The 23,831-nt window shown below is 62.4% G+C and carries 22 protein-coding genes and 1 tRNA gene; 13 read left to right on the plus strand and 10 right to left on the minus strand.

The window, feature by feature from the left end:
- The first annotated feature begins 2 nt into the window (after positions 1-2).
- Positions 3-1,016: a nicotinate-nucleotide--dimethylbenzimidazole phosphoribosyltransferase gene (gene cobT / locus IE166_RS04190; RefSeq protein ID WP_189501882.1), complete on the plus strand. Its 1,014-nt coding sequence runs from the start codon at positions 3-5 to the stop codon at positions 1,014-1,016.
- A 3-nt stretch (positions 1,017-1,019) separates the two neighbouring features.
- Positions 1,020-1,778: a precorrin-6A synthase (deacetylating) gene (gene cobF, locus IE166_RS04195; protein WP_189501884.1), complete on the plus strand. Its 759-nt coding sequence runs from the start codon at positions 1,020-1,022 to the stop codon at positions 1,776-1,778.
- Positions 1,779-1,781: 3 nt separating this feature from the next.
- On the opposite strand, the gene IE166_RS04200 is transcribed toward cobF, so the two are convergent.
- Genes IE166_RS04200 through IE166_RS04215 form a run of 4 tightly spaced genes read right to left on the minus strand, consistent with a single transcriptional unit; the run spans position 1,782 to position 5,596 of the window.
- Positions 1,782-2,576 carry a heme ABC transporter ATP-binding protein gene (locus IE166_RS04200; protein ID WP_189503234.1) on the minus strand — a complete coding sequence of 265 codons (795 nt, stop codon included), beginning with the start codon at positions 2,574-2,576 and terminating at the stop codon, positions 1,782-1,784.
- 8 nt (positions 2,577-2,584) lie between these two features.
- Positions 2,585-3,664 (minus strand): FecCD family ABC transporter permease, encoded by a 1,080-nt coding sequence (locus tag IE166_RS04205; RefSeq protein WP_189503235.1) that lies wholly within the window; start codon positions 3,662-3,664, stop codon positions 2,585-2,587.
- A 5-nt stretch (positions 3,665-3,669) separates the two neighbouring features.
- Positions 3,670-4,533, minus strand: a complete 864-nt coding sequence (locus IE166_RS04210; protein WP_189501886.1) for a heme/hemin ABC transporter substrate-binding protein — start codon at positions 4,531-4,533, stop codon at positions 3,670-3,672.
- Between the two features lie 7 nt (positions 4,534-4,540).
- The gene (locus tag IE166_RS04215) at positions 4,541-5,596 is read right to left on the minus strand and encodes a hemin-degrading factor (protein ID WP_189501888.1); all 1,056 of its coding nucleotides are present in this window, start codon (positions 5,594-5,596) and stop codon (positions 4,541-4,543) included.
- 230 nt (positions 5,597-5,826) lie between these two features.
- On the opposite strand from IE166_RS04215, the gene IE166_RS04220 reads away from it, so the two are divergent.
- On the plus strand, positions 5,827-6,231 hold the full coding sequence (locus tag IE166_RS04220) for a gamma-glutamylcyclotransferase family protein (protein ID WP_189501890.1): 405 nt from the start codon (positions 5,827-5,829) through the stop codon (positions 6,229-6,231).
- Between the two features lie 40 nt (positions 6,232-6,271).
- Here the strand turns inward: IE166_RS04220 and IE166_RS04225 are convergent.
- From IE166_RS04225 to wrbA, 3 genes are all read right to left on the minus strand, one after another.
- Positions 6,272-6,357: transfer RNA gene (locus IE166_RS04225), tRNA-Leu, on the minus strand.
- Positions 6,358-6,369: 12 nt separating this feature from the next.
- Entirely contained in the window at positions 6,370-7,362 is a 993-nt protein-coding gene (locus IE166_RS04230) for an alpha/beta fold hydrolase (protein WP_189501892.1), read from the minus strand.
- 119 nt (positions 7,363-7,481) lie between these two features.
- Entirely contained in the window at positions 7,482-8,081 is a 600-nt protein-coding gene (gene wrbA, locus IE166_RS04235; RefSeq protein WP_189501894.1) for an NAD(P)H:quinone oxidoreductase, read from the minus strand.
- 177 nt (positions 8,082-8,258) lie between these two features.
- On the opposite strand from wrbA, the gene IE166_RS04240 reads away from it, so the two are divergent.
- Together IE166_RS04240 and gpt are read left to right on the plus strand one after the other, a co-directional pair.
- Positions 8,259-9,005: a competence/damage-inducible protein A gene (locus tag IE166_RS04240; protein WP_189501895.1), complete on the plus strand. Its 747-nt coding sequence runs from the start codon at positions 8,259-8,261 to the stop codon at positions 9,003-9,005.
- Between the two features lie 65 nt (positions 9,006-9,070).
- Positions 9,071-9,568, plus strand: a complete 498-nt coding sequence (gene gpt / locus IE166_RS04245) for a xanthine phosphoribosyltransferase (protein ID WP_189501897.1) — start codon at positions 9,071-9,073, stop codon at positions 9,566-9,568.
- A 7-nt stretch (positions 9,569-9,575) separates the two neighbouring features.
- Here gpt and IE166_RS04250 read toward each other — a convergent pair whose 3' ends face one another.
- On the minus strand, positions 9,576-9,896 hold the full coding sequence (locus IE166_RS04250; protein WP_189501899.1) for a YnfA family protein: 321 nt from the start codon (positions 9,894-9,896) through the stop codon (positions 9,576-9,578).
- A gap of 192 nt (positions 9,897-10,088) precedes the next feature.
- Between IE166_RS04250 and IE166_RS04255 the strand changes: the two genes are divergently transcribed.
- On the plus strand, positions 10,089-10,538 hold the full coding sequence (locus IE166_RS04255) for an NUDIX hydrolase (RefSeq protein ID WP_244641319.1): 450 nt from the start codon (positions 10,089-10,091) through the stop codon (positions 10,536-10,538).
- Positions 10,539-10,542: 4 nt separating this feature from the next.
- Here the strand turns inward: IE166_RS04255 and IE166_RS04260 are convergent, their stop codons facing one another.
- Positions 10,543-12,246 carry a DUF6311 domain-containing protein gene (locus IE166_RS04260; RefSeq protein ID WP_189501903.1) on the minus strand — a complete coding sequence of 568 codons (1,704 nt, stop codon included), beginning with the start codon at positions 12,244-12,246 and terminating at the stop codon, positions 10,543-10,545.
- Positions 12,247-12,883: 637 nt separating this feature from the next.
- On the opposite strand from IE166_RS04260, the gene IE166_RS04265 reads away from it, so the two are divergent.
- The 7 genes from IE166_RS04265 (at position 12,884) to IE166_RS04295 (ending at position 22,779) form a co-directional block, all read left to right on the plus strand.
- Positions 12,884-16,783, plus strand: a complete 3,900-nt coding sequence (locus IE166_RS04265) for a vitamin B12-dependent ribonucleotide reductase (RefSeq protein WP_189501905.1) — start codon at positions 12,884-12,886, stop codon at positions 16,781-16,783.
- Positions 16,784-16,875: 92 nt separating this feature from the next.
- Positions 16,876-17,400, plus strand: a complete 525-nt coding sequence (locus IE166_RS04270; RefSeq protein WP_189501907.1) for a hypothetical protein — start codon at positions 16,876-16,878, stop codon at positions 17,398-17,400.
- A gap of 539 nt (positions 17,401-17,939) precedes the next feature.
- Entirely contained in the window at positions 17,940-18,905 is a 966-nt protein-coding gene (locus IE166_RS04275) for an IS5 family transposase (protein WP_189501909.1), read from the plus strand.
- 1,395 nt (positions 18,906-20,300) lie between these two features.
- Positions 20,301-20,507 (plus strand): glycine zipper 2TM domain-containing protein, encoded by a 207-nt coding sequence (locus IE166_RS04280; protein ID WP_189501910.1) that lies wholly within the window; start codon positions 20,301-20,303, stop codon positions 20,505-20,507.
- A gap of 186 nt (positions 20,508-20,693) precedes the next feature.
- A complete protein-coding gene (locus IE166_RS04285; protein WP_210312936.1) occupies positions 20,694-21,179 on the plus strand; it encodes a DUF4112 domain-containing protein in 486 nt (161 codons plus the stop codon).
- A gap of 78 nt (positions 21,180-21,257) precedes the next feature.
- On the plus strand, positions 21,258-22,439 hold the full coding sequence (locus IE166_RS04290; RefSeq protein ID WP_189501912.1) for a glycosyltransferase family 4 protein: 1,182 nt from the start codon (positions 21,258-21,260) through the stop codon (positions 22,437-22,439).
- A gap of 43 nt (positions 22,440-22,482) precedes the next feature.
- The gene (locus IE166_RS04295; protein WP_189501914.1) at positions 22,483-22,779 is read left to right on the plus strand and encodes a hypothetical protein; all 297 of its coding nucleotides are present in this window, start codon (positions 22,483-22,485) and stop codon (positions 22,777-22,779) included.
- A 3-nt stretch (positions 22,780-22,782) separates the two neighbouring features.
- Here the strand turns inward: IE166_RS04295 and IE166_RS04300 are convergent, their stop codons facing one another.
- Entirely contained in the window at positions 22,783-23,778 is a 996-nt protein-coding gene (locus IE166_RS04300) for a heparan-alpha-glucosaminide N-acetyltransferase (protein WP_189501915.1), read from the minus strand.
- Positions 23,779-23,831: the final 53 nt, after the last annotated feature.

Here is a 23,831-nt window from a genome sequence, read left to right on the forward strand (position 1 = left end):
CGATGACCCACTTCACCTCTATCGACCAGCTCCGCACCGCCTGCCGCGATCTGCCGGCGCCAGATGACACCTCGGCTGAACAAGCGCGCGATCGTCAGGGCATTCTCACCAAGCCACCTGGCAGCCTCGGAAAGCTGGAGGAGCTAGCGGTCTGGCTAGCCAGCTGGCAAGGTCGCGAAAAGCCGAAGCTCGATCGCGTCGAGGTCTTCGTGTTTGCCGGCTCGCACGGCGTCACCAATCGCGGCGTGTCTGCCTTTCCGGCGGAAGTCACGGCGCAGATGGTCGCCAACTTTGAACACGGGGGTGCTGCCATCAACCAGCTTGCGCGACAGGCCGGCGCGAACCTCACGGTCATCCCGCTCGACATCGACCAGCCTACCGTCGACTTCACCATCGCGCCCGCCATGGATGAGCAGGCGTTCCTCGATGCGGTGAATATCGGCTACGAGGCGGTAAAGGATCGGCCAGACCTGGTCGTACTCGGCGAAATGGGCATCGGCAACACCACCGTCGCCGCCGCTTTGTCCTGCGCGTTGCTGGGCGGCGAGGGCGCGGATTGGGTCGGGCGCGGCACAGGCGTTGATGATGAGGGCCTTCAGCGCAAGGCATCCGCCGTCGACGATGCGAAGACTTGCCACGGCAACGCGCTTAGCGATCCGCTAGAAGCGCTGCGCCGCGTCGGCGGCCGCGAACTGGCCGCCATGTTCGGCGCGATCCTCGCTGCGCGGCACGCCCAAGTCCCCGTGCTGCTCGACGGCTTCGTGTCCACCGCCGCAGCCTTGCCGCTCGCCAAGCTCGACCCGAACGGGCTCGCGCATACCTGGGCTGCCCATGTCTCCGCCGAAGCCGGTCACCGCCGCCTGCTCGACGCGTTGCAGATGAAGCCGCTGCTCGATCTCGGCATGAGGCTCGGCGAAGCGTCCGGCGCATGTCTCGCGGTCAACATCCTGCGCGGCGCGATTGCCTGCCACAACGGCATGGCGACCTTCGCCGAAGCCGGCGTGTCGGACGGCTAGATCATGCGCAAGCTTCTTGTGATCGGCATTGGCACCGGCAATCCCGAGCACATGACCGTGCAGGCGATCAACGCGCTAAACCGCGCCGATGTCGTGCTGATCCCGCGCAAGGGCGAGGCCAAGGATGATCTCGCCGAGGTCCGGCGCCAGATCTGCGCGCGCTTCATCACGGATGCAAGAACTCGAATTGTCGAGTTCGACCTGCCGGTGCGCGACCAGTCCGGCGAGTACCGGCAGGGGGTTGACGACTGGCATCACGCCATCGCCGAAACCTATGCTGATCTGCTGGCAACGCATACGGCGGAAGATGGCGCTGCGGCCTTCCTCGTCTGGGGCGATCCTTCGCTCTACGACAGCACATTGCGGATCATCGAGCGGCTGGAGCGTGCTGCGCCCTTCGACCTCGCCATTGAAGTCGTGCCCGGCATCACGAGCATTCAGCAGCTCTGCGCCAGCCACCGCATTCCCTTGAACAGAATCGGTGACCCCGTTGTCATCACCACTGGCCGCCGTCTGCGCGATGGTTTCCCGGTCGGCGCCGACACCGCCGTCGTGATGCTCGATGGCGAATGCTCCTTCCGCCATCTGGATGTGGCCGACTTCCGGATCTACTGGGGCGCCTATCTCGGCACGGCTGACGAGTTGCTGATCGAGGGACTGCTCTCCGACGTTGCCGACGAGATCGTCGCGCGCCGCGAACAGGCCCGCGCGGCGCACGGCTGGATCATGGACACCTATATTCTGCGGCGGATGGCCGGCTGATCCTCAGGCGTGCAGCGCCGACTGCGGCAGCACAAACGGCATTCCAGCCGGTGGCACGGCACCGACCCGCAGCGCACAGCCGAACACGTCCTCGATTAGCTCGTCCTGCAGCACCGCACTCGGCGCGCCTGAAGCTGCCACCTGTCCCTGCCGCATCACCGTGACCTGATCGGCGAACATCGCCGTCAGATTGAGGTCATGCAAGATGGCGATCACGCCGCCGCCATCAGCCGCAAAATCTCTGGCGATCTTCATGATCACCAGCTGGTGGCGGATGTCGAGGCTCGACACGGGCTCATCGAGCAGCAGATAGCGCGGCATGCCGTCCAGCACCGGCGTCCAGACCTGGCACAGGACGCGCGCCAGCTGCACCCTCTGCTGTTCGCCACCGGAAAGCTCCTGATAGAAGCGCCCTGCAAAACCCTCCAGATCGACGCGCTCCAGAGCCATCTCTGGCAGATGCTCGACCTCATTCGCGCGCACGCCGGATCGACCATTGAGCAGCCCAAGCCGCACGATCTCGCGCACCGTGTAAGGAAATGACAGCGTCGTGGATTGCGGCAGCACCGCGCGCATGGATGCGGCCTGCCACGGCTTCATCACGCCAAGATCGTGGCCGTTGATCGTGACCGTGCCGGAAAACGCGACATCGCCGCAGATCGCGCGCAAGAAGGTCGTCTTGCCCGAGCCGTTCGGCCCTACGATCGCCGTCACCTTGCCCGCCGGCGCTTGCAGGGACGCATCGCGGATGATCGCGCGCCCACCAAGCGACACGCCCACATTGCGCGCTTCGATCATGGGCGCGCTCATAGGTCGAGCACTCCGCGGCTGCGCAACAGGATCCACAGGAAGAAGGGTGCGCCGAACGCTGCCGTCACGATGCCGATCGGCAGTTCCGCCGGCGCCACGATCGTGCGGCTCACCGCATCCGCCAAAAGAAGGAGTGCGGCTCCCAGCAGCGCCGAAGCCGGCAGCAGGTAGCGGTGTGAAGGGCCGATCGACAGGCGCAGCAGATGCGGCACCACGATGCCGATAAAGCCGATGCCGCCGCTGACCGCCACGGACGAGCCAACGGCTGCCGCTACTGCAACGATCGCGATGTTCTTGAAGCGTTGCACAGGGACGCCAAGATGGTTCGCCGCCGCTTCGCCCAGCGCCATCGCATCAAGGCTGCGTGCTAGAAATGGCGTTGCTGCAAGCGCGAGTACGATGATCGGTGTCGTTGCCGCGATCTTGGTCCAGGTCGCACCAGCCAGCGAACCCAGTCCCCAGAAGGTCAGGTCGCGCAGTTGTCGATCATCGGCCCAGAAGATCAGCAGGCCCATGAACGCGCCGGCCAAGGCGGCGATTGCAATGCCCGCCAGCAGCATGGTTGCCACCGATGTCTGGCCCTGACGTGTCGCCACGCGGTAAAGCACGATGGTCGATGCAAGGCTGCCAAAGAAGGCGGCGACGGGCAGGGCATAGATGCCGAGCCAGGAGAGCACCGGCGCAATCATCCCGCCACCGAGCACGATCACGATCACCGCGCCAAGGCTGGCGCCAGTGGACACGCCGATCAGGCCGGGATCGGCCAACGGGTTGCGGAACAGTCCCTGCATCACCGCGCCGGAAACGGCCAGTGACGCGCCAACCAGGATGCCGAGCAGCATGCGCGGCAGGCGGATATCCTCGATGATCAGCCGGTCGCGCGCCGACACCGCGCCATCACCGCTGATCCAATGCCAGACGACGGCCGCAGCAGAAGCATCCGAGCTGCCCCAGCCCAGGCTGAAGATCGCAACGCCCGCCAGCACGGCCAGGAGCAGGAGGATCACCAGCCGCGCGCGCGCCGAGCGATCGCCGGCTGGCACTGATCGGCGCGTTGCGCCCATGTCGGCGGTCATCGCAGTCACGGCTTGGCCAGCGCCGCCGCCAGATCGCGAACCGCACCGGCCGTGCGCGGGCCGAAGCCGATCAGATAGGTTCCTTCCATGCGGATCACCTTCTTCGTCTTGCCAGCTGGCGTTTCGGCCAGTGCCGGATGGCTGAACAGCTGCTCGTCGGACGCGCCATGGTCGCCGCGATCCATCATCAGAATCACATCCGGTGCTGCCGTGATGATCGCTTCGTCGGTGACCTGCTTGTAGCCCTTGAAGGCGCTCATGACGTTTTCGGCGCCCGCCATGGCGATGATGCCATCGGCAGCCGTACCTTGGCCGGAGGCCATGATCTTGCCGCCGGGCGCCGAGAGGATGAAGAGCACGCGCTTCTTCTCCTTCGCTTCAGCTGCCGTCTTTTCGGCAGACGCGATCTCGGCGTCGAGCTTGGCAGCCAGCGCCTCGGCTTTCGCATCGACGCCCAGCGCATGGCCAACAGCCTTCACCTTATCGACAATGCCTTCGCGGCTGAAACGATCGGGAATGCCGACCAGAGGGACCGACGCCTTCTTCAAGACCTCGATCGCTTCCGGCGGGCCGCTGCCGTTGAGAAGCAGGATTGCATCGGGATCAACCGACATCACCCCTTCGGTCGGCAGTTGGCGCATATAGCCAATATCCGGCAGCGTCAGCGCCTCTTGCGGGTATAGGCTGGTCGAATCGCGCGCGACCAGCCGCTTTTGCTCGCCAAGCTCATACACGATTTCGGTGATCGACCCGCCAACGGCCACGACGCGCTGGGCGTTCGGCACCGTTTCGACTTCGGTGGCATGAGTAGCCGGCGGCGTGCTGACAAAGGCAAGCAGGGCAAGCGCGGTTAGAGAAAACGAACGCATCACGACCTCACGCTGCCTGCGATTGCGCCAAGCGCGGCAGGCTTTCCACCAGGTTACGCCAGGCAGGCAACTCGCCTTCGCCTTCGTGACGCTTGCCGAAATACTGGATGATCAGCTTGCCGTTGGAATCGTAGGCCTCAAGCGAGGTGACAAACCCGTCGGATGTTGGCTTGCGCACGACCCAAACCTCCGTGATGTGGTCGCTGCGCAGATGCATATGGAAGCCTTCGTCCAGCACGTTGATCCACGGTCCCATGGCCTTGATGGTCTGCACCGGGCCAGAATGGATCTGGATGCAGCCGCGGCTGCCGATGAAGCACATGATCGGCACCTGAGCCTGGGCAGCGCCCTCCATCATGGTCGTCGCGCCATCGACTTCGACCTGCCAGGCAAGATCGGCGCCGATCATGTGAACGGCCTGATGACGCGTCAGCTTCAAACTGCGCAGCATGCCGAAGAACTGGTGCGTATCCGTCAGCTTCTCCCACTTGGAGCGAAGCGCGTCTGCGTCGCCGGCCTCGTTTGAAGGCTGTTCGTCCGCGAGCGTTTTCACGGCAATCCTCGTTGATTGATCATCAGAGCGGAAGCGCGCGATCAGGGCTTCATAGGCTGCCACATCGGAGGCGGGGCGCAGATGCACCTTGTGCACGGCCTCGCCGGACGCATCGAAGAACTGCAGACTGCGCTTGACCGTGTCGCCGTCGGTTTTTTCCACCGCGAAGGCGTGAACCCAATGTTTGGGGAAGATGCGCAGATCGATGTCGCCGCCAAGAACGAGCGCGTTGTGGGCACCCACGGTGACGTTCCTGTAGATGCCAACCTTCTCGTGCACGGCACTGGCATTCCGCGTCAGCGCCATCACTTCGCCGAGCGTTCCCAGAGCCGGCAGCAAGTCAGCCAGACGCGGCTCGATCCGCACAACACTGGCGCCGCAGAACGCTGCCACGAACTCGCCTTCCGAAATCCCAAGCTCGCCCGCAAGCTCGCGCTCCATGCTCTTAGGTTTCTCCAGCCGGGCTGCACGGATCGCCTCCGCGCTGGGCTTTGCGGTTGAAATCGTCATCTTTGTCACACCCCCATATGCATTTCGCTAACGCATTGCGGTGGCGTAGCGAAATCTTGACTTCGTTTATCATGATATTCGCTGACTGCAAGACACGGCGTCGGGGCGCTCTGAAGGGGCAGGGCAACCTTCCCGCCTTTCTTCATGGTCTGTCAGCAGGATGCGGCTGTTACGAAGACGTGAGTGCGCTTGTGCGGAACGTCTTCGCTCGCACTCGCTTTACCGCCGCCATGATAAAAGTCTTTGTGTACGGGACCCTCAAGCGGGGCTTTCCCTTTTTCGAACTCGGCCTTGCGGATGCGAGGTATCTCGGGCCCGTCCAAACAACCCAACCCTATCCGATGTTCATCGCTGCCGACTTCTACGGCCCGATGATGCTGGACAAACCGGGCGAAGGCCTGCGCATCACCGGCGAGCTTTACGAGGTGGAAACGCTCGACAAGCTCGATGAGTTGGAAGATGTCGCCAAGTCCGGCAGCTTTCGTACCAAGATCGTCGTCGAACCACTCGGTGGCGGCATTCCGGTTGAAGCGATCGGATACATGAAATCGCGGGAGTGGCTGAGCCCGCTGCATTCGGACTGCATCGCCAACTACCAGGATCGCCGCTTCATCCCGCCCTGGGAGCGCGACTGATCCGCAGTGTCTTTGGTGGCCAGAACTTAGTCCTTGTAGCTGGTGTGGGCGACGGGAATCGAACCCGTACGATCAAAGATCGAGGGATTTTAAGTCCCTTGCGTCTACCAATTCCGCCACGCCCACATCATCGTCTGGCTAGCCTACCGCCGTCTTGCGATCAACTGCAAAAGCCCGTTCCGCGATGCGCCGGATGAAGGCGGCGACGCGGTTCGTGTCTGCGTATTGGGGCATGTGTCCGACCTGATCGAGCAGTTCGAGGTCGAGGTTCGGGACCTGGCTCAGCATCCGTTCGCCATGCACGCGATAGTCCAGCACTTGATCACCCGTCCCATAAAGAACGCCCACCGGCATCTTCAGTGATCCATAGCGCGCTTGCAGCTGCGCCAGATCGAGCGGAATGGCAACGAGATCGCTGGAAGTCGCATAGAAGTGCCCCGGCCGCAGGCTCAGCATGCCGCCGCCTTCGGTGGCGAAATCGTCCGGCGGCGTGTTCGGCCCGAACACGAAACGCATGACCTTGTCGGCATTGCGGACCGTCAACGGCACGGCGAACGTATGCGACAGAAAGCGGCGAAACAGCGGCGACGGCAGGTAGAGCCTCCGAAACTCCGGCTTCAGCGCATCCATCATCTGCGTCAGCGGCGAAAGGAGTGCCAGCCCGGCAATACTTTGCGGATAATCAACTGCCGTTTGCAGCGCCACCGCACCGCCCAGCGAGTGCCCAACCAGCATTGGCCTGTCTAGCTCAAGCTTGTCGATGAACGCCTTGATCAACGCCGCCTGTTCCGGCAAGCGACCCGTCTGCCCCGGCGCCCGCGTCGAATGTCCGGATCCCTCGCGATCGAGCGCAATCATGCGGTAACCCGGACCGATCGCATCCATCAGCGGCTGACGGAACTGATGATAATGCCCGCCCAGACCGTGGATCATCAGGAGCGGGCGCCCTTCGCCGACCTCGTAGTAATGGATGCGGCTGCCATTGATCTCGATGAACTTGCCGAGCGGCGGCACCATCCGTTCGGCTTCAGCCGCGATGCGCCGCGTGGAAACCCATCCCCAGCCGATCAGCCCTAAAGCGGCACCCACGAATGCGCCGACGCAGATCAGAACAATCGTCAGCGCAGACATCGGGCGGATCCTCGGCGGGTGGGTAAGGCCCTCATGTAAACAGCCGCCCCTCAGCGACAAGGCCGCAAATGAAAACGAGCGGCACCGGCCGCCCGCATCCAGCATCAGGTGCGAACCGTTCAGCCGTGCAGCTTGGCCGCGATCTCAGCTACGCGCTTGCCCTGGAAGGTCGCGCCCTCGAGTTCCTGCGCCGAGGGCATGCGAGAACCGTCGCCATCCGAGGTCGTGGTCATGCCGTAGGGCGAGCCGCCGCGCACCACGTCGTTCCCCATCTGGCCCTGATAGGCGTAAGACAGCGGCACGATGACCATGCCGTGATGCTGCAAATGGATTTGCGTGGTGATCAGCGCGATCTCGCCGCCGCCGTGCTGGGTCGCGGTCGAGACCATCACCGAGCCGACCTTGTTCAACAGTGCGCCGCGCGCCCAAAGCGGGCCGGTCTGGTCGAAGAAGTTCTTCAGCTGAGCGGCCATCGCGCCATAGCGCGTCGAAGCGCCGACGATGATAGCGTCATAGTTTTCCAGCTCAAGCGGATCGGCGATCTCGGCTTCCTGGTCGAGTTTGTAATGGGCGGCCTGAGCGACTTCCGCCGGTACGAGTTCTGCAACGCGCTTGATCGTCACTTCGGCACCGGCCTGACGCGCGCCTTCGGCAGCAGCCTTGGCCATCTGCTCCATGTGGCCCCAGCTCGAATAATAGAGAACAAGTACCTTTGCCAACATCGGCTCCTTCGCGTTTCGCGCCGGTCGCTCCGGCATCGTCAAAGACAATAAGATACGTGTCTCACCGTTCGATGAAAGGACGCTACCTGCCGACACATCGTTCACCGGAACAAGCATATTGCGGCGCAGCTTTCGCGCGCTTACACCTCTGCCACCAGCCAGGAGAGCGCCCGCATGACCGACCTCGTGACCGCCGCCATGATCGTGATCGGCGATGAAATTTTGTCCGGGCGCACCAAGGACAAGAACATCGGCCACCTCGCCGATATGCTGAACGCCGTCGGCATCGACCTCAAGGAAGTGCGCGTCGTTCCCGATGAGGAAGACGAGATCGTGGCGGCGGTGAACGCGCTGCGGGCCCGCTACACCTACCTGTTCACCACAGGCGGCATCGGCCCGACGCATGACGACATTACGGCCGACTCGATCGCCAAAGCGTTAGGCGTGCCCTGCGACTACGATCCGAGAGCCTACCAACTCCTGGAACAGCACTACGCCGCGCGCAGTCTCGACTTCACCGAAGCCCGCAAGCGTATGGCGCGCATGCCGATCGGCGCAAGCCATATCGACAATCCGATTTCGCTAGCGCCCGGCTTCACGGTGGAAAATGTGCATGTCATGGCCGGCGTGCCGTCGATCTTCCAGGCCATGCTCGACAATGTCATTCCCACACTGAAGACCGGCATCAAGATGCTTTCGGCCACCGTGCATTGTCCGCTAGGCGAGGGCACGATCGGCGGTCCGCTGGGCGCGATCCAGAAGGCGCATCCCGACACGATCATCGGCTCTTATCCGAAAAGCCATGAGAATGGCGCCTTCTACACCGAGCTCGTGGTGCGCGCGCGGGATGCCGACGTGCTGGAAACGGTGCGCGCCGAAGTTGCGGATATGGTGGATCAGCTGGCGGCAAAAACAGCCTAGCTCTTGCTTCACGGCCGCTTTTGCGGCTAACCCCGCGCACCCAACTTGCCTGGAGTTCGCGCACAATGTCCCTTCCGGAAAAAGCCTTTCCCGTTACCTGGGATCAGTTTCATCGCGATGCGCGCGCGCTCGCCTGGCGTTTGTCGGCCCACAAGGACCAGTGGAAGGCGATCGTCTGCATCACTCGCGGCGGCCTTGTGCCTGCGGCGGTGATCGCGCGCGAACTCGGCATCCGCGTTCTCGAAACCGTCTGCGTTGCGTCCTACCATGACTATAAGGACCAGGGCGAAATGCAGGTCCTGAAGGAAATTTCGCCGGCGCTGCGCGAGAACGAAGGCGCCGACGTCCTGATCGTCGATGATCTCACCGACACCGGCAAGACCGCCGCAGTTGTCCGCGCCATGCTGCCCAAGGCACATTTCGCCGCCATGTATGCCAAGCCGATGGGTCGGCCGCTGGTGGATACCTTCGTGACGGAAGTCTCGCAGGATACCTGGATCTTCTTCCCGTGGGATATGGGCTTCACCTTCCAGAAGCCGATCGCCGAAGGCCAGTTCGGCTAAAGGTGATTCAGCGTGGAGCGGCGATGATGATGGCCGCTCCCATCAGGCAGATCGCAGCACCCGCCAGATCGAAACGATCGGGCCGAAAGCCTTCCGCCAGCCACAGCCATACTAGTGACGCCGCAATGTAGATGCCGCCATAGGCGGCATAGGTTCGCCCTGCTGCCGGGCTGTCTACCAGCGCAAGCAACAGCGCAAAGGCGATCAGCAACCCCAGTCCGGGAATGAGCCAAAGCGCGGATTGGCCGAGCCGCCACCACGCAAAAAAGGCGAAGCAGCCCGCGATTTCCGCTGCAGCCGCCAGGCCATAAAGCACGATCGTCGGCATTCGGCTTCCCTTCTTTATCCGCGCCAGCCACGCGCAAGCAGGGCGACCCCATCCTGGTTGTCGCCCACGTTTATGCAGCGTGGTTGTTGAAAGGCCAGATTCGCCGGGCATATCCAAGACAAAGGTCGACGCTGGGCGCGCGATCAAATGGGGATCTAAGCGATGCGGGCAAGCAAGGCGGGGCGATATTTAATGATGCACTTGCAGCGCCTTGTCGGGTTCCGGTCGCACCGGCTCCAGGTTGCTGCCTTGCCTTGGCGTCGTTCCGGCGATGGCATCGAAGTCATGCTGATTACCAGCCGCGGTTCCGGCCGCTGGATCCTGCCGAAAGGCTGGCCCGAAGGCGGCGAAGCCCTGTTCGATGCCGCTGCGCGCGAAGCAGGCGAGGAAGCCGGTATCGCAGGCACAATCTCACCGCAGACGCTCGGCTCCTACAACTACGAGAAGCGCTCCGACGCCGTCTCCTACGAGGTTCAGGTCTACCCGCTCGAAGTGCAATCCGTCGCAAAGACCTGGCGCGAGCGCGGCCAGCGGCAGCGTCGCTGGATGTCGCTATCGGAAGCCGCCGACAAAGTTCGCGAACCCGAACTTGCCGCGATGATCCGTACCTTTTCGCCAACGGGCGAGCGGAAAGCAGCCTGATCGTTCAAGGGAGAACTGGCTGCACAGCAGGGCCAAGTGCAGCCCAGTTCACACGGGGATCGTTGCTGCACATCAGCAGGGTTTGATCGCGCACGGCGACGTTGCGGCAGAGACCGTCCGCAATGGCTTTGCTGATAAGAGCAGGCCGATGAGTTGTTTCCCCGTTCAAGGCAACGAAGAGATTGTCCGCAGGCAATCTGCCTGTACCACCACGATCTCCTGCACCGCATCTGCTTGATGGCCGCGCCACATAGGATGTGTTGATGGTGGCCCCCACCCGTGCTGCTAGCAACTGCAGGAAGGCATAGGGTGCGTCCGGTATGGACGTGTCACAGCGATAGGCGGGATATATGTCGATGTGCCGAAGATCTGGAAACGCGGTCTTCCAATCTTCGAAATCGTAAAGAGCCGGCGCACTCGTTTGTTCACGAATGGCGTTTCGAAACGACGTCGTGTCCGCCCACTGTACGATGAGCGCGGCAAGTATGAGCAACTTAGCCCAGGTCCGCTTTTCCAGAAGAAGTGCCGCTAAGCCGAAGGCAAGGATGCCGTATCCCACCAGCCAAAAGAATCGGCCTGAGACCCGAAAGATGTCGATCAAAGGTATAAGGAGGTGGGGGACTTTGTAGTGGCCGACGATCGCAGGTCCAAACCAGATGATGTTGGATAGCGCATACGCGGTCAAGCCGAGCATCACGAGCATCAAGCCGGGAGCGGAACCGATCATCGGCAAGAGCCTACGCCGGGAAACAAAGAGCGCAAAAGGCAGAAGGACAAATGTCCCCAAGCCTAGAGCGTTCATCCCCTCATATTGCCCGCCAGTCGCATCCATCAGAGTGCACGGCGCAAAGTCGCTGCCACAGAGCGGCGAGAGCAGGTTCATCGAGTAATGTGCGAAGCCGCCGCTCGAGCGGATTGTATTCGCAAAATAGCCGAGCGGCCAAAGAAGAAGGGCAAGCCCGCCGGAAGTTGCGGCGAGATATCCGAGGCCCTCGAGCGGTTTGCGTTCTAGCCATGCACGATCGATCGCGAAGGCGACGTGAACCGCAAGAACGACGATGCCGAGATAGGGATGGGTCAGTAAAGCTGTTGCGTCCAGAACTGCGAAGGCGAGGTGGGTTCGGGATGTTCTCCAGCCGTAGAGACGCGCGCGGACATAGAAGGCAAGTGCCACCAGCAGCAAGGCGTGAGTGGCCAATGCTGTATGCCCGAGCCGAAACAGATTGGCTGGCCAGCACAGGAAGAAAAGAGCCGCTGCCAGCGCTGCGAACAGGCTCCGGCATCCCAATCCACGGATCAGATACACGCCACCCACTGCCTGACCTATCCGGATGATGAGATGCCAGATGCCAAAATAGTGGAAGCCATCCGGCAGCAGCCCGTAAAAGGGCTTGAGCAGGAGTGCCACCAGCGGAATGCTGTCCGTCAGAAAGATCGGTACACCCGTAGGCGAATCGACCCGCTGTGTCAGAAGAAGTGGCAAGCGCCATCTGTCGGCTGCAAATAGTAGCCAGCCGCTGACATGCTGTGCCGCATCGGCCTGTTCGAAGTACGCGCCTTGCCCAAGCAGGAACGACAGCGGAAACAAAGCCGCAAAGAACAACAGTCCAATCAGTATGGCCAGTCCGTAAGCCATCAATGGCCGGCATGTCGTTTCAAACGGGAGGCGCATGTTCTGATTGTGTTGCTGTGAAACGTTGCTCTCCATGGTTGCTTGTTAGTGCAAGACGAGCTTCCAAGCGACCCGCGACTGAAGTCACGGATGCAGCTTTTCTGTGGACAGATGTCAGGTGGAAATTGCGCCAAGCCCGGACAGAACAAGCGTCCCCGTTATCCACACTCTTCCGATCAATATCTTGTGCCGACTATTTGCCGGAAACGAATCGTTGACCGTGCCCGGGCAGGGGGTGCTTAATGGCTCATGCGCTCCTGTTGAGAGTGCGGCCGGCCTTGTTCGTTGTCGGCCTCCAGGTATGAAACCGCTGGATCATCGGGAGCAGTGCAACAACCGCGCAGAGCGTGGCGGATGGGCGGTTCATGTGCCGCACGGGACTGCCAGCATCTCAAAGTTACGCTTCCTAAACACTATATCTTGTAGATGAGTGGCATTGCTGCACTAGATGCGGCGGAAGGGGCGGGATAGAAGCCAGCCCATGGGATCGACGAGGTCGCAAGACTCAATGTCGATCGATCGAGTTTCAGTAGTGTGCGCGGCTGTAAAAACCGCGTCGGGTGGGATGGACCGGCAGGATGCTGGTTCGAAATCAAAGGATGGACTCACACGCCGCGGCACTGAGCCGGGCGGGAGGCCCCAGATATAGACGACGACGTCGAAGGGACGAACCATGCGCATCGCACGGCATTTCACCAAGCCCGGCCAGTCCGCTTATGCGGAGATCGAGTTCCGCAAGGCGCTTTCCGAAATCAAGAATCCCGACGGTTCGATCGTGTTCCGCTTGGACGACATCGACGTGCCCGCCCAGTTCTCTCAGGTCGCGGCCGATATTCTCGCACAGAAGTATTTCCGCAAAGCCGGCGTTCCGGCTCGCCTGAGACGAGTCGAGGAGAACGACGTTCCGTCCTTCCTGTGGCGCTCGGTTGCCGATCTGGACGCTCTTGCTGAACTGCCGGAAGACGAGCGTTACGGCTCCGAGACCGATGCGCGCCAGGTGTTCGACCGTCTGGCCGGCACCTGGACCTATTGGGGCTGGAAGGGCGGCTATTTCGCGTCTGAAGAAGACGCGTCGGCCTTCCGCGATGAACTCGCTTACATGCTCGCCACCCAGCGCGTCGCGCCCAACAGCCCGCAGTGGTTCAACACCGGCCTGCATTGGGCCTATGGCATCGATGGTCCGGGGCAAGGCCATTATTACATGGATCCGTTCACCGGTAAGCTGACCAAGTCGAAGTCCTCCTACGAACACCCTCAGCCACATGCCTGCTTCATCCAGTCCGTGGGTGACGACCTCGTCAACGAGGGCGGCATCATGGATCTGTGGGTGCGTGAAGCGCGCCTGTTCAAATACGGCTCGGGCACGGGCTCCAACTTCTCCCACCTGCGCGGCGAAGGCGAGCGCCTGTCGGGCGGTGGCAAGTCGTCGGGCCTGATGTCCTTCCTCAAGATCGGCGATCGCGCCGCCGGCGCCATCAAGTCGGGCGGCACCACGCGCCGCGCCGCCAAGATGGTCGTAGTCGATGCCGACCATCCCGATATCGAAGCCTATATCGACTGGAAGGTGAACGAGGAGCAGAAGGTCGCGGCCCTCGTCACCGGCTCCAAGATCGTCAAACGTCACCTCGACGCCATCGTGAAGGCCTGCGTGAACTGCGAAGGTCCGGAAGGCGATTGCTTCGATCCCGCCAAGAACCCCGCGCTCAAGCGCGAGATCAAGGCCGCCAAGAAGAACGCGGTGCCGGAAAACTACGTCAAGCGCGTGATCCAGATGGCGCGCCAGGGCCAGACCGCGATCGACTTCAAGACCTTCGACACCGACTGGGACTCGGAAGCCTACCTTACCGTTTCGGGCCAGAACTCCAACAACTCCGTTTCGCTGAAGGACGACTTCCTGCGCGCGGTCGAAAATGACGGCCAGTGGAACCTGATCCGCCGCACCGACGGCAAGGTCCACAAGAGCCTCAAGGCGCGCGACCTCTGGGAAAAGATCGGCTACGCCGCCTGGGCGTCGGCTGACCCGGGTCTGCACTTCAATTCGACGATGAACGACTGGCACACCTCGCCGGCCGCGGGCCCGATCCGCGCCTCGAATCCGTGCTCGGAATACATGTTCCTCGACGACACCGCCTGCAATCTCGCCTCGATCAACCTGCTGACCTATCGCAACAGCGACGGCACCATCGCGGTTCAGGCCTATGAGCATACCGTTCGCCTGTGGACGATGGTGCTCGAGATCTCCGTTATGATGGCGCAATTCCCCTCGAAGGAAATCGCTAGGCTGTCCTACGAGTACCGCACGCTCGGCCTCGGCTTCGCCAATATCGGCGGTTTGCTGATGACCTCCGGCATCCCCTACGACTCGGCGGAAGGCCGCGCAATCTGCGCCTCGCTCACCTCGATCATGACCGGCGTTGCCTATGAGACCTCGGCCGAGATGGCGCGCGAACTCGGCGCGTTCCCGGATTACGTCCGCAATCGCGAAGCCATGCTGCGCGTCATGCGCAATCATCGCCGCGCCGCTTACGGCGAGACCACCGGCTATGAGAAGCTGTCGGTAAACCCGGTTCCGCTGGTTGCTTCCGACCTCAAGCAGACCGAACTCGCCGAACGCGCCCGCGACGCCTGGGACCGCGCCATCGCGCTCGGTGAATTCCACGGCTACCGCAACGCCCAGGCAACGGTTGTCGCGCCCACCGGCACGATCGGCCTTGTCATGGATTGCGATACCACCGGCATCGAGCCCGATTTCGCGCTGGTGAAGTTCAAGAAGCTGGCCGGCGGCGGTTACTTCAAGATCATCAACCGCGCCGTGCCGGAAGCCCTGCGCACCCTCGGCTATTCCGAGAGCCAGATTGCCGAGATCGAGGCTTACGCCGTCGGCCACGGCAACCTGAACCAGGCGCCGGGTGTGAACCCATCGACGCTCAAGGCCAAGGGCTTCACCGACGAGAAGATCGCTGCCGTCAACGCCGCGCTCAAGTCGGCCTTCGACATCAAGTTCGTATTCAACAAGTGGACGCTCGGCGAAGACTTCTGCAAGGAAGCGCTCGGCTTCACCGACGAGCAGCTCAACGACTTCTCGTTCGAGATGCTGCCGGCCCTCGGCTTCCCGCGCAAGGAGATCGAAGCCGCCAACGTCCATGTTTGCGGTGCGATGACCCTGGAAGGCGCGCCCTTCCTCAAGGACGAGCATCTGGCTGTGTTCGATTGCGCCAATCCCTGCGGCAAGATCGGCAAGCGTTATCTGTCCGTGGAATCCCACATCCGCATGATGGCGGCTGCCCAGCCGTTCATTTCGGGTGCGATCTCCAAGACGATCAACATGCCGAACGATGCGACGGTGGATGACGCCAAGAGCGCCTACATGCTGTCGTGGAAGCTGGCGCTCAAGGCCAACGCGCTTTACCGCGATGGTTCCAAGCTCTCGCAGCCGCTCAACGCATCGCTGATCTCGGATGACGAGGACGAGGCGGAAGAGCAGATCGAAGCACTGCTGCAGGCGCCAGCGGCGGCTCAGGCCACGCAGGTCACCGAAAAGATCGTCGAGCGCATCGTCGAGAAGCTGGTGCGCGACCGCGAAAAGATGCCGAACCGCCGCCAGGGCTACACCCAGAAGGCCGTCATCGGCGGTCATAAGGTCTATGTCCACACCGGCGAATATGGCGATGGCCGCCTCGGCGAGATCTTCATCGACATGCACAAGGAGGGCGCTGCCTTCCGTGCGATGATGAACAACTTCGCCATCGCGATTTCGATCGGTCTGCAATATGGCGTGCCGCTGGAAGAATTCGTGGAGGCCTTCACCTTCACGCGCTTCGAGCCGGCCGGCATGGTGCAGGGCAACGATGCCATCAAGAACGCGACCTCGATCCTCGATTACGTGTTCCGCGAGCTGGCGATTTCCTATCTCGGCCGCAACGACCTTGCGCATGTCGACGTGTCGGATTTCTCCAACACCACGCTCGGCAAGGGCATCAACGAGGGCAAGGCATCGCCTTATTCCCGCGGCCTGATGCGCGGCCACAAGCCGGTTCTGGTGTCGGGCGGCGCGACTGAGCAGGGCAGCGCGAAGGGTTCGGCGGGCACGGGCAGCAAGGCTTCGGCCGGGCAGGGCGCAGTCGGTTCGGCTGCAGGTGTCGGGGGTTCGAGTCCCTCCGGGACCACCACACCCATTCGCACGGCACCAACCGTAGTCAGCACCTCCAACGTACGGGCCATCAGCGCGTCCGTCACGACGCTGAAGACGGTCGTCCAGGAAGAGCCAAGCGCGTTCCGTCGCGAGTATGAAGAGCGTCAGGCGGATCTGGCTGAACAGGTAACGTTCGAAGAAGGCCCATCGGCCAACGAGATCACTGAGGCCAGCCACGCGTCCCCCGCCGGCGCCCTCTTCACCGACGCCGCCGCCAAGGACGCCGCCGACGCAAAGGCGATCGCCGCCGAACGCCGCTCGCAGGCCCTGATGCAGGGTTATACGGGCAACTGCTGCTCGGAGTGCCAAAACTTCACGATGGTGCGGAATGGGACTTGCGAGAAGTGCGATACCTGCGGATCGACGAGCGGCTGCAGCTGAGGGCTAGATCACCGGGTATTGCATGTGAGGAAAACTCCTCGTGCACAATACCACTCTTAGAACCTATCTAAAACATCAATGGTGGTGCCGGGATGACTGCAAAGTTTTTAGGAGTTGATGGTAATTACCATTCGTCCGGCTCATTTCTGGGAGTGGACGGGAAATATCATCCGAAAGGTTCTTTCCTTGGTGTCGACGGGCGTTACCATCCGGCTGGCTACTTTCTTGGAAGTGATGGGAAGTACCATCGGAAAGGCTCTTTCTTGGGGCATGATGGGCAATACCACCCCAGCGGTCAGTTTGTTGGACGCGATGGGGCTTATCATCCTTCTGGATCATTCTTAGGGAGCGACGGAAAGTATCACATCGAAGGTTCTTTCCTAGGAAGCGACGGCCGTTATCATCCTAAAGGCTCTTTCCTTGGAAAAGATGGTCGCTATCACTTGGCCGGATCATTTTTAGGTTCCGACGGGCGGTACCACCTTGCTGGATCATTCTTAGGTTCAGATGGCAGGTATCATCCCAAAGGTTCTTTCCTCGGCGTTCATGGCCAGTATGTTGAGCCAGATCACCTTGGTGCGTTAGAAAAGCAGAACCAAGGCAACGTCACGTCTTAACGGGCGTACAAGGTAATGTTCCTGGGTGAGCGGCAGCGCAGCGAAGTCGGATGAGGGGTATTCCAGCTTGGGCACCGCCTGCGCCGTACCCCTCAACCGTCTCGCCGCTGACGCGTCGATCCACCTTCTCCCACAAGGGGCGAAGGCCACGCCTTCATCAGCCACGCACACTCGTCGTCATCCTTGGGCGGAGCTGGAGCGTAAGCGAAGGCGCAGACCCGAGGATCCATGCCTGAACGGTGCCGCGTCGCGCCGGTGGCGATGGTCAGGCGTGTCGCGCTGCCTTGCTTGTTCAGGCTTGGTCCTCGGGTCGAGTCAGAGAATGACGAAGCGGGCGATGAAGCCTTCCCTTCTCCCCTTGTGGGAGAAGGTGGCTGAGCGCAGCGAAGTCGGATGACGGGTGTTCCAGCTTGGCGCCACCCGCCCGCACCCCTCAACCGTCTCGCCGCTGACGCGTCAATCCACCTTCTCCCACAAGGGGACTGTTGCGTAATTTCCTGCGTGTGATTCACTGCTGATCGCACAGTGGGAGATCGGCGATGGCGGTGAAGAAGACGGGTCAGCTGAGCCTTGCGGAAGCGCTCTTGGGCGGCGGCACGGTTGGCGCATCGGGGGCGCTGGATCGGATCGGCGGACTGGTGAAGTGGTATCGCTTTGAGCAGTTGCTCGCCGCCTTCAACCATGGTGGGGCCGGTCATCCCGGATGGCCGGCGCTGGTCCTGTTCAAGGCGCTTCTGGTGCAGTCGCTCTACGGGCTGTCGGACCGTGAAGTGGAAGAAGCGCTTTGCGACCGGCTGTCGTTTCGCCGCTTCGTCGGGCTGGGCCTGGAGGAAAGCGTGCCTGACCACACAGTGCTGAACCGCTTCCGCAATGCGCTGGTGGCGCAGGGTCTGCTCGACACGCTGTTTGTTGAACTCGATCGGCAGCTGGAGAAGGCAGGGGTCATGGTCAGGCGCGGCACGATGCTCGACGCTACGCTGATCGACGCGGTGTCGAAGCCCGGTCCGGGACCGGGCGGCAAGGGCTCGGTAGACCCGGATGCAAGCTTCGGCGGCGTGCGGCGCAAGGGCGGCAGCCACACCTTCGGCTATAAGGCTCATGTCGGCGTCGACGAGGGCTCGGGTCTGATCCGCACGGTGATCACCACGCCGGCCAACGTCAACGACACGGTGCCCGCCGATGCGCTCATCCGCGGCGATGAAACGATTGTCTATGCCGATGCCGCCTACGATACCCATGCCCGCCGGGCCGCGTTGAAAGCGGCCGGTGTAAAGCCTCGTATCGCACGCCGGCCGAATCGTCACCATGCGCTCTCTAACAGGCTGAAGCGCTACAACCTTCTGGTTTCGCGTCGCCGCGCCACGATCGAAACCACCTTCGCTACGCTCAAGCAGCGCATGCGGCTCGTGCGCATCCGCTATGTCGGGCTGGCCAAGGCAACGGCGCAGGTTCTGCTCGCAGCTATCGCCTTCAACATGCGCAAATGGGCCGCCCTTACGCCATAGCTGCGTCTGCATGCAGCCAAGCAAGCGCAAATGCTCAGGGTTGAACCCCATTAAGCCTGCAAAAGCAGCCGGAACTCGCCCGAACTTGCGTTGGCCAGTCAGAGCCCAAATTTGCGCAACAGGCCCACAAGGGGCGAAGGCCACGCCTTCATCGACCTCACACACTCTTCGTCATCCTTGGGCGGAGCTGGAGCGTCAGCGGAGGCGCAGACCCGAGGATGCATGCCTGAACGGTGCCGTATCGCGCCGGTGGCGATGGTCAGGCGTGTCGCGCTGCCTTGCTTGTTCCGGCATGGATCCTCGGGTCGAGCCCGAGGATGACGAAGCGGCGAGGGTGCAGCCTTCCCTTCTCCCGTTGTGGGGCCTGAAGGGCGGGCGAGACCCGTGGCTCGCCCAGGGCTGTGGCTGAGCGCAGCGAAGTCGGATGAAGGGTGTTCCAGCCTGGCACCCACAGGGCAATCACCCCTCAACCGTCTCGCCGCTGACGCGTCGATCCACCTTCTCCCACAAGGGGCGAAGGCCGCGCCTTTATCGACCACACACATTCTTCGTCATCCTTGGGCGGAGCTGGAGCGTAAGCGCAGGCGCAGACCCGAGGATCCATGCCTGAACGGTGCCGTGCTGGGCCAACGGTAATGGTCAGGCGTATCGTGCTGCCTTGCTTGTCCGGGCATGAATCCTCGGGTCGAGCCCGAGGATGACGAAGCGGCGAGAGACGCGCGACATTGCAGAACCTGGCGCCTTTCCTCGCCCCCGGAACGGGGGAGAGGTGGCCCGTCAGGGTCGGTGAGGGGGAGCGACCTTGGCGCCGCCGCTGCACTCGCCGAACCCGGAGCTAATCCCCCTCACCGTCACGGCTTTGCCGTGCCACCTCTTCCCCCACGAAGTGAGGGAGAGGAATGGCGCCAAGTCCGTTCAACTCCGCGCTTCGATCAGAAACTTATCCACGCCCCCAACCTGTCCGCCTATCCTTCACCCATCGCCCTTGTTGGGAACTCTGGTGCGCACCGGGGATCAGAGGAGGGCGGCGGTGTCCGGGCTGGTTGCGCTGCGGTAGCGCGATCTGGAGGTAATCAGTCCTCTTCAAGCCCGGGCCACGAGCCGGTTCAGCGCTGTTTCGGACCTTTCCAGGGGGAAAGCCATCCGATCAGCCCCCCGGTGCCGCGGCAAGAGCACCGACGGACGCGAGTGTTTCCGCGCCGTACATAAACCTAATCATTGGCGCGGAACCTTGCGTCCGCTTCCCGAACCTTGCACGGCGGGAAGGCGAGTAGCCGTGCCTTGAATGCAGGCAAGCTGCACCGACGGCTATAACGCATCAGGATCAAACGCCGGCAAACGGGAACAGAAGACCTCCCGAGGTGTTTGCTTTTCATCAACAATAGGATGCAGACAATGACCAGAATGATTGCAGCCGTTGCCATCCTCGGTGCCGCACTCGCGAGCACCGGATGCAGCACGAACCAGAAGACGCTCGGCGGCGCGGCCGTGGGCGGTGTTGGCGGCGCGGTGGTCGGCAACTCGATCGGCGGAACCGGCGGCGCCGTGATTGGCGGCGTGGGCGGCGCAGTGGCCGGCGGCGCGATCGGCCGCAACCTCTAGTCCGAAACGCATAAAACACGTGGCTTCAAAGATGGTGGGGAGGGGTCTTGTGTACCCGCCCCACCATCACAATATTTTGGTTGTCGGGGTCCGGGCCCCTCTGGTTGCGGCGAAAACCGCAGCGATGTCGGACCCTCTCACTAAACGAACCGGCGATCCGGCGGGTTTGCATTGAGAGGATTTGGGATGCCCACTGTTCAAGACATGATGTTTGGCCAGAAAGGCTTTTTCGCGCGGCAGGAGCCGAGCGCGGAAAGCGACGCTGCCGCAATCGCGCGGCTCGATCGTCTGTCGATCTTCCTCGACAGCGCCTTTCGCGTGCCGATCATCGGCACCCGTATTGGTGCCGATGCGCTGCTGAACTTCATTCCCGGCGCCGGCCTGATCGTCGCAAAGTCGCTGACCGCCTACATCATCTGGGAAGCGCATCGCCTCGGCGTGCCAAAGCGCGTGCTCGGCCGGATGCTTGCCAATCTCGGAATCGACTTCGGCATCAGCATCGTGCCACTGGCAGGTTGGGTGGGTGACGCCTTCTTCCGCGCCAACCTGCGCAATGTCGCGCTGCTCAAGGCGCATCTGCATGAGCGAGCCGGAACCCATCGCGCAAAACCGGCGTCGCCCCAGCATGGCGCTCCCATCATCGACGGCGACTGGGTGCGCAACCCCGCCTGACCTGCGGGCCATGGCAGGAGCCTTGGAACCGGCGGCAGCTTTGTAGCTTGTACTCGCTCAACGAGTTCAAAGCATCGCATGCCGCCTTCGCTCTCTGACACCATCGTCGTCATCTCCGATTTTCGCGATGGCTGGCCGCCCGAACCGATCGGCGGCTCGGAAGAGCCAGCTAGGGAGCGCTGGCTGGATGGCCGGCGCGGCCCGCCGCCCGGCGAGAGTGCGACGCCATCACAGCGCGATGCACTCTCCGTCACCGGCGGCTACCTCGAACGACTGCCTCTCGCCGCAGTCAAGTCCGGCCTCGCGGGACGCGTCGAGATCTGGCACCACTGGCGCCCATCCTCGCCGCCGCCTTATGCGGAAGACCACCAGCTTCTTGCCCGCCGCGCCTTCCATCTCGACGGCGAGGACGCGCCGTTCCGCTCCACCGACATGCTCGGCTTCATCGCAGCCTATGGCGCGCCGAAGATCCTCTGCGTGTGGGGCCTCGGCGTGGACGAGCATATCCTCGAAGCCTGCCGAGACAGCTTCAAGATCTACAACTCGATCGACGCCCCCGCCTTCCGCATCCCCGATGAAGTCGGCCGTCACTTCGATCTCGTGCTTACCGGCGCCGAATGGCAAAGCGAGGAAGTGCGCGCGCGCTTGCCCGACATGGAGTGCCTCGTCCTCCCGATCGGCCCGGACTTTGCCGACCCGCAAACCTTCCGTCCGCTGGCGACGGAAAAGCCCCACGACGTCATCTACGTCGCAGCCGCTCAGGGCTACAAGCGCCACGACATCCTGTTCGACGCCCTCGAACAGCGCCCAGGCACGCGAGCGCTGTGCGTTTTCGGCTATGGCGAGATGGCCGATGACCTCCGTCATCAAGCAGCCCAGCGCGGCCTTGACGTAACCTTCGTCGGACCTCCCGGGGTTCCCTTCGAAGAGGTCAACCGCCTGATGAACCAAGCCCGCATCGGCGTGGTCTGCGGCATCGATGACGGCGCGCCCGCCATCCTCACCGAATACATGCTGGCCGGTCTGCCCGTTCTCGCCAATGCCGGCCTTCGCTGCGGTTTGCAATACATCATACCGGAAACCGGCATGACAGCCGACCCTGATCGCTTCCATGAAGGCATCGATGCGCTGCTTGCTCGGGCCAACACCATGAACCCCCGCGAGACGGTCCTTGCGAACTGGACCTGGAATCATTCGATCCAGCATCTGGCAAAACGCATGAACGCGCGGAACAACCAAAAGCCTGCTGGGTTGCTGTGAGGGTGGGCACGACGTGCCCGAAACAAGGAAGGAGACCAACATCATGGCTGGAACCCCTTACTCCCCAGGCAGCGCTCCCAACGGCCTCAGCGAAGCCAACAGCGAAGGTGCGGGCGTGAACCTGCAGTCGCATGCGCAGGACGCCAAGCAGTCATCGCCTCTGAAGTCGCGCGATACAGAGCGCGGCGAAGGCAATGATCGCTCTTCCGTCGAAAAGGACGCGCGCGGCCAGTTCGTGCAGTCCGAACACGGCCGCGAAAACAACGGCGTCACCAGCGCCAGCCCGCGTGTCACGACCGGCACGGATGACGCGACCTTCGAGAACGATCCAGGCGATTAAACCCTATTCGTCCGGACTGTCCAACTGCTGGAGATCGGTCTCGCCGGTACACATGGCGGCGATTTCCTGCAGTCGGGTCTGCTGACTGCCGTCGCCCGAATTGCGATCAAGACCAGCAATACCACCCGGAAGCTCTGCCACGCCTTCCATCACGCAGCCGCAATAGCTGCTGCAAAAAGCCTGATCGCGCACCTCGATGCACTGAGCCTGACAGGCCCTGCTGAACCCGACACGCGGATCAGGAGCAGGCGGCGGAGCGAGCTGGGCCGCTATCCAGACCAGCGAAATCAGCACCGGCTGATGGATCAGGTAGAAAGCCAGACTGTGCCGTCCGCCAGCTTCCAGGACGCGCAACGGGCGGGGAGGTGACCACGAGCGCATGCGCTCGAAGATGCCGAACCGTTGCGCCAGTTTCGCGGCGGCCATCCCCAGCAGCACAGCGCCGAACCAAGGGAACAGCGGCACGTAGTCGTTCGAATGCGGGTTCACCGACGACAAACCAACCCACCATAGCCAGGGTGTGTCGAGCACCTCGGAGCGCAGGAAGAACGGCGCGGCGATCACCAAAGCTGCGAGCGCCGCAAGTACCAGTGCAGGCACGCGCAGCAGCAATACGCCAAGCAGGCTTGCCAGCGCGATCTGATGCAGGATGCCAAAGAAGATAAAGCCGCCAGGAACGGCCAGCCAGGTCACGAGCGAGATCGCAGCCGCTGCCAAGGCAACTTGGGCAAGCCGGATCAGAAACGGCCGCCACCGCACGCCGCGCGCATGCGCCAGCACAAGGCTGACCCCGACCAGAAACAGGAAGCTCGACGCGATGCAGCGCGCAAAGATCTTCCAGCCGCCAAACGCCGTCAGGCCTGGCTCGACATAGCCGAAGAACTCCAGATCCCATGTGAAATGGTAGATTGCCATCGCAACCAGCGCGAGGCCGCGCGCCACATCGATGGCGCGGATGCGATTGGAAGCGGGGCGGGCGGTGGTCAAATCATGCGTCATGATCAGCCAGTTCTGCCGCAACCGTCATCGAGAAGATAGCGCCAAAGCACCGG

The sequence above is a fragment of the Tianweitania populi genome (genome assembly GCF_014652875.1).
Lineage (GTDB): Bacteria > Pseudomonadota > Alphaproteobacteria > Rhizobiales > Rhizobiaceae > Tianweitania > Tianweitania populi.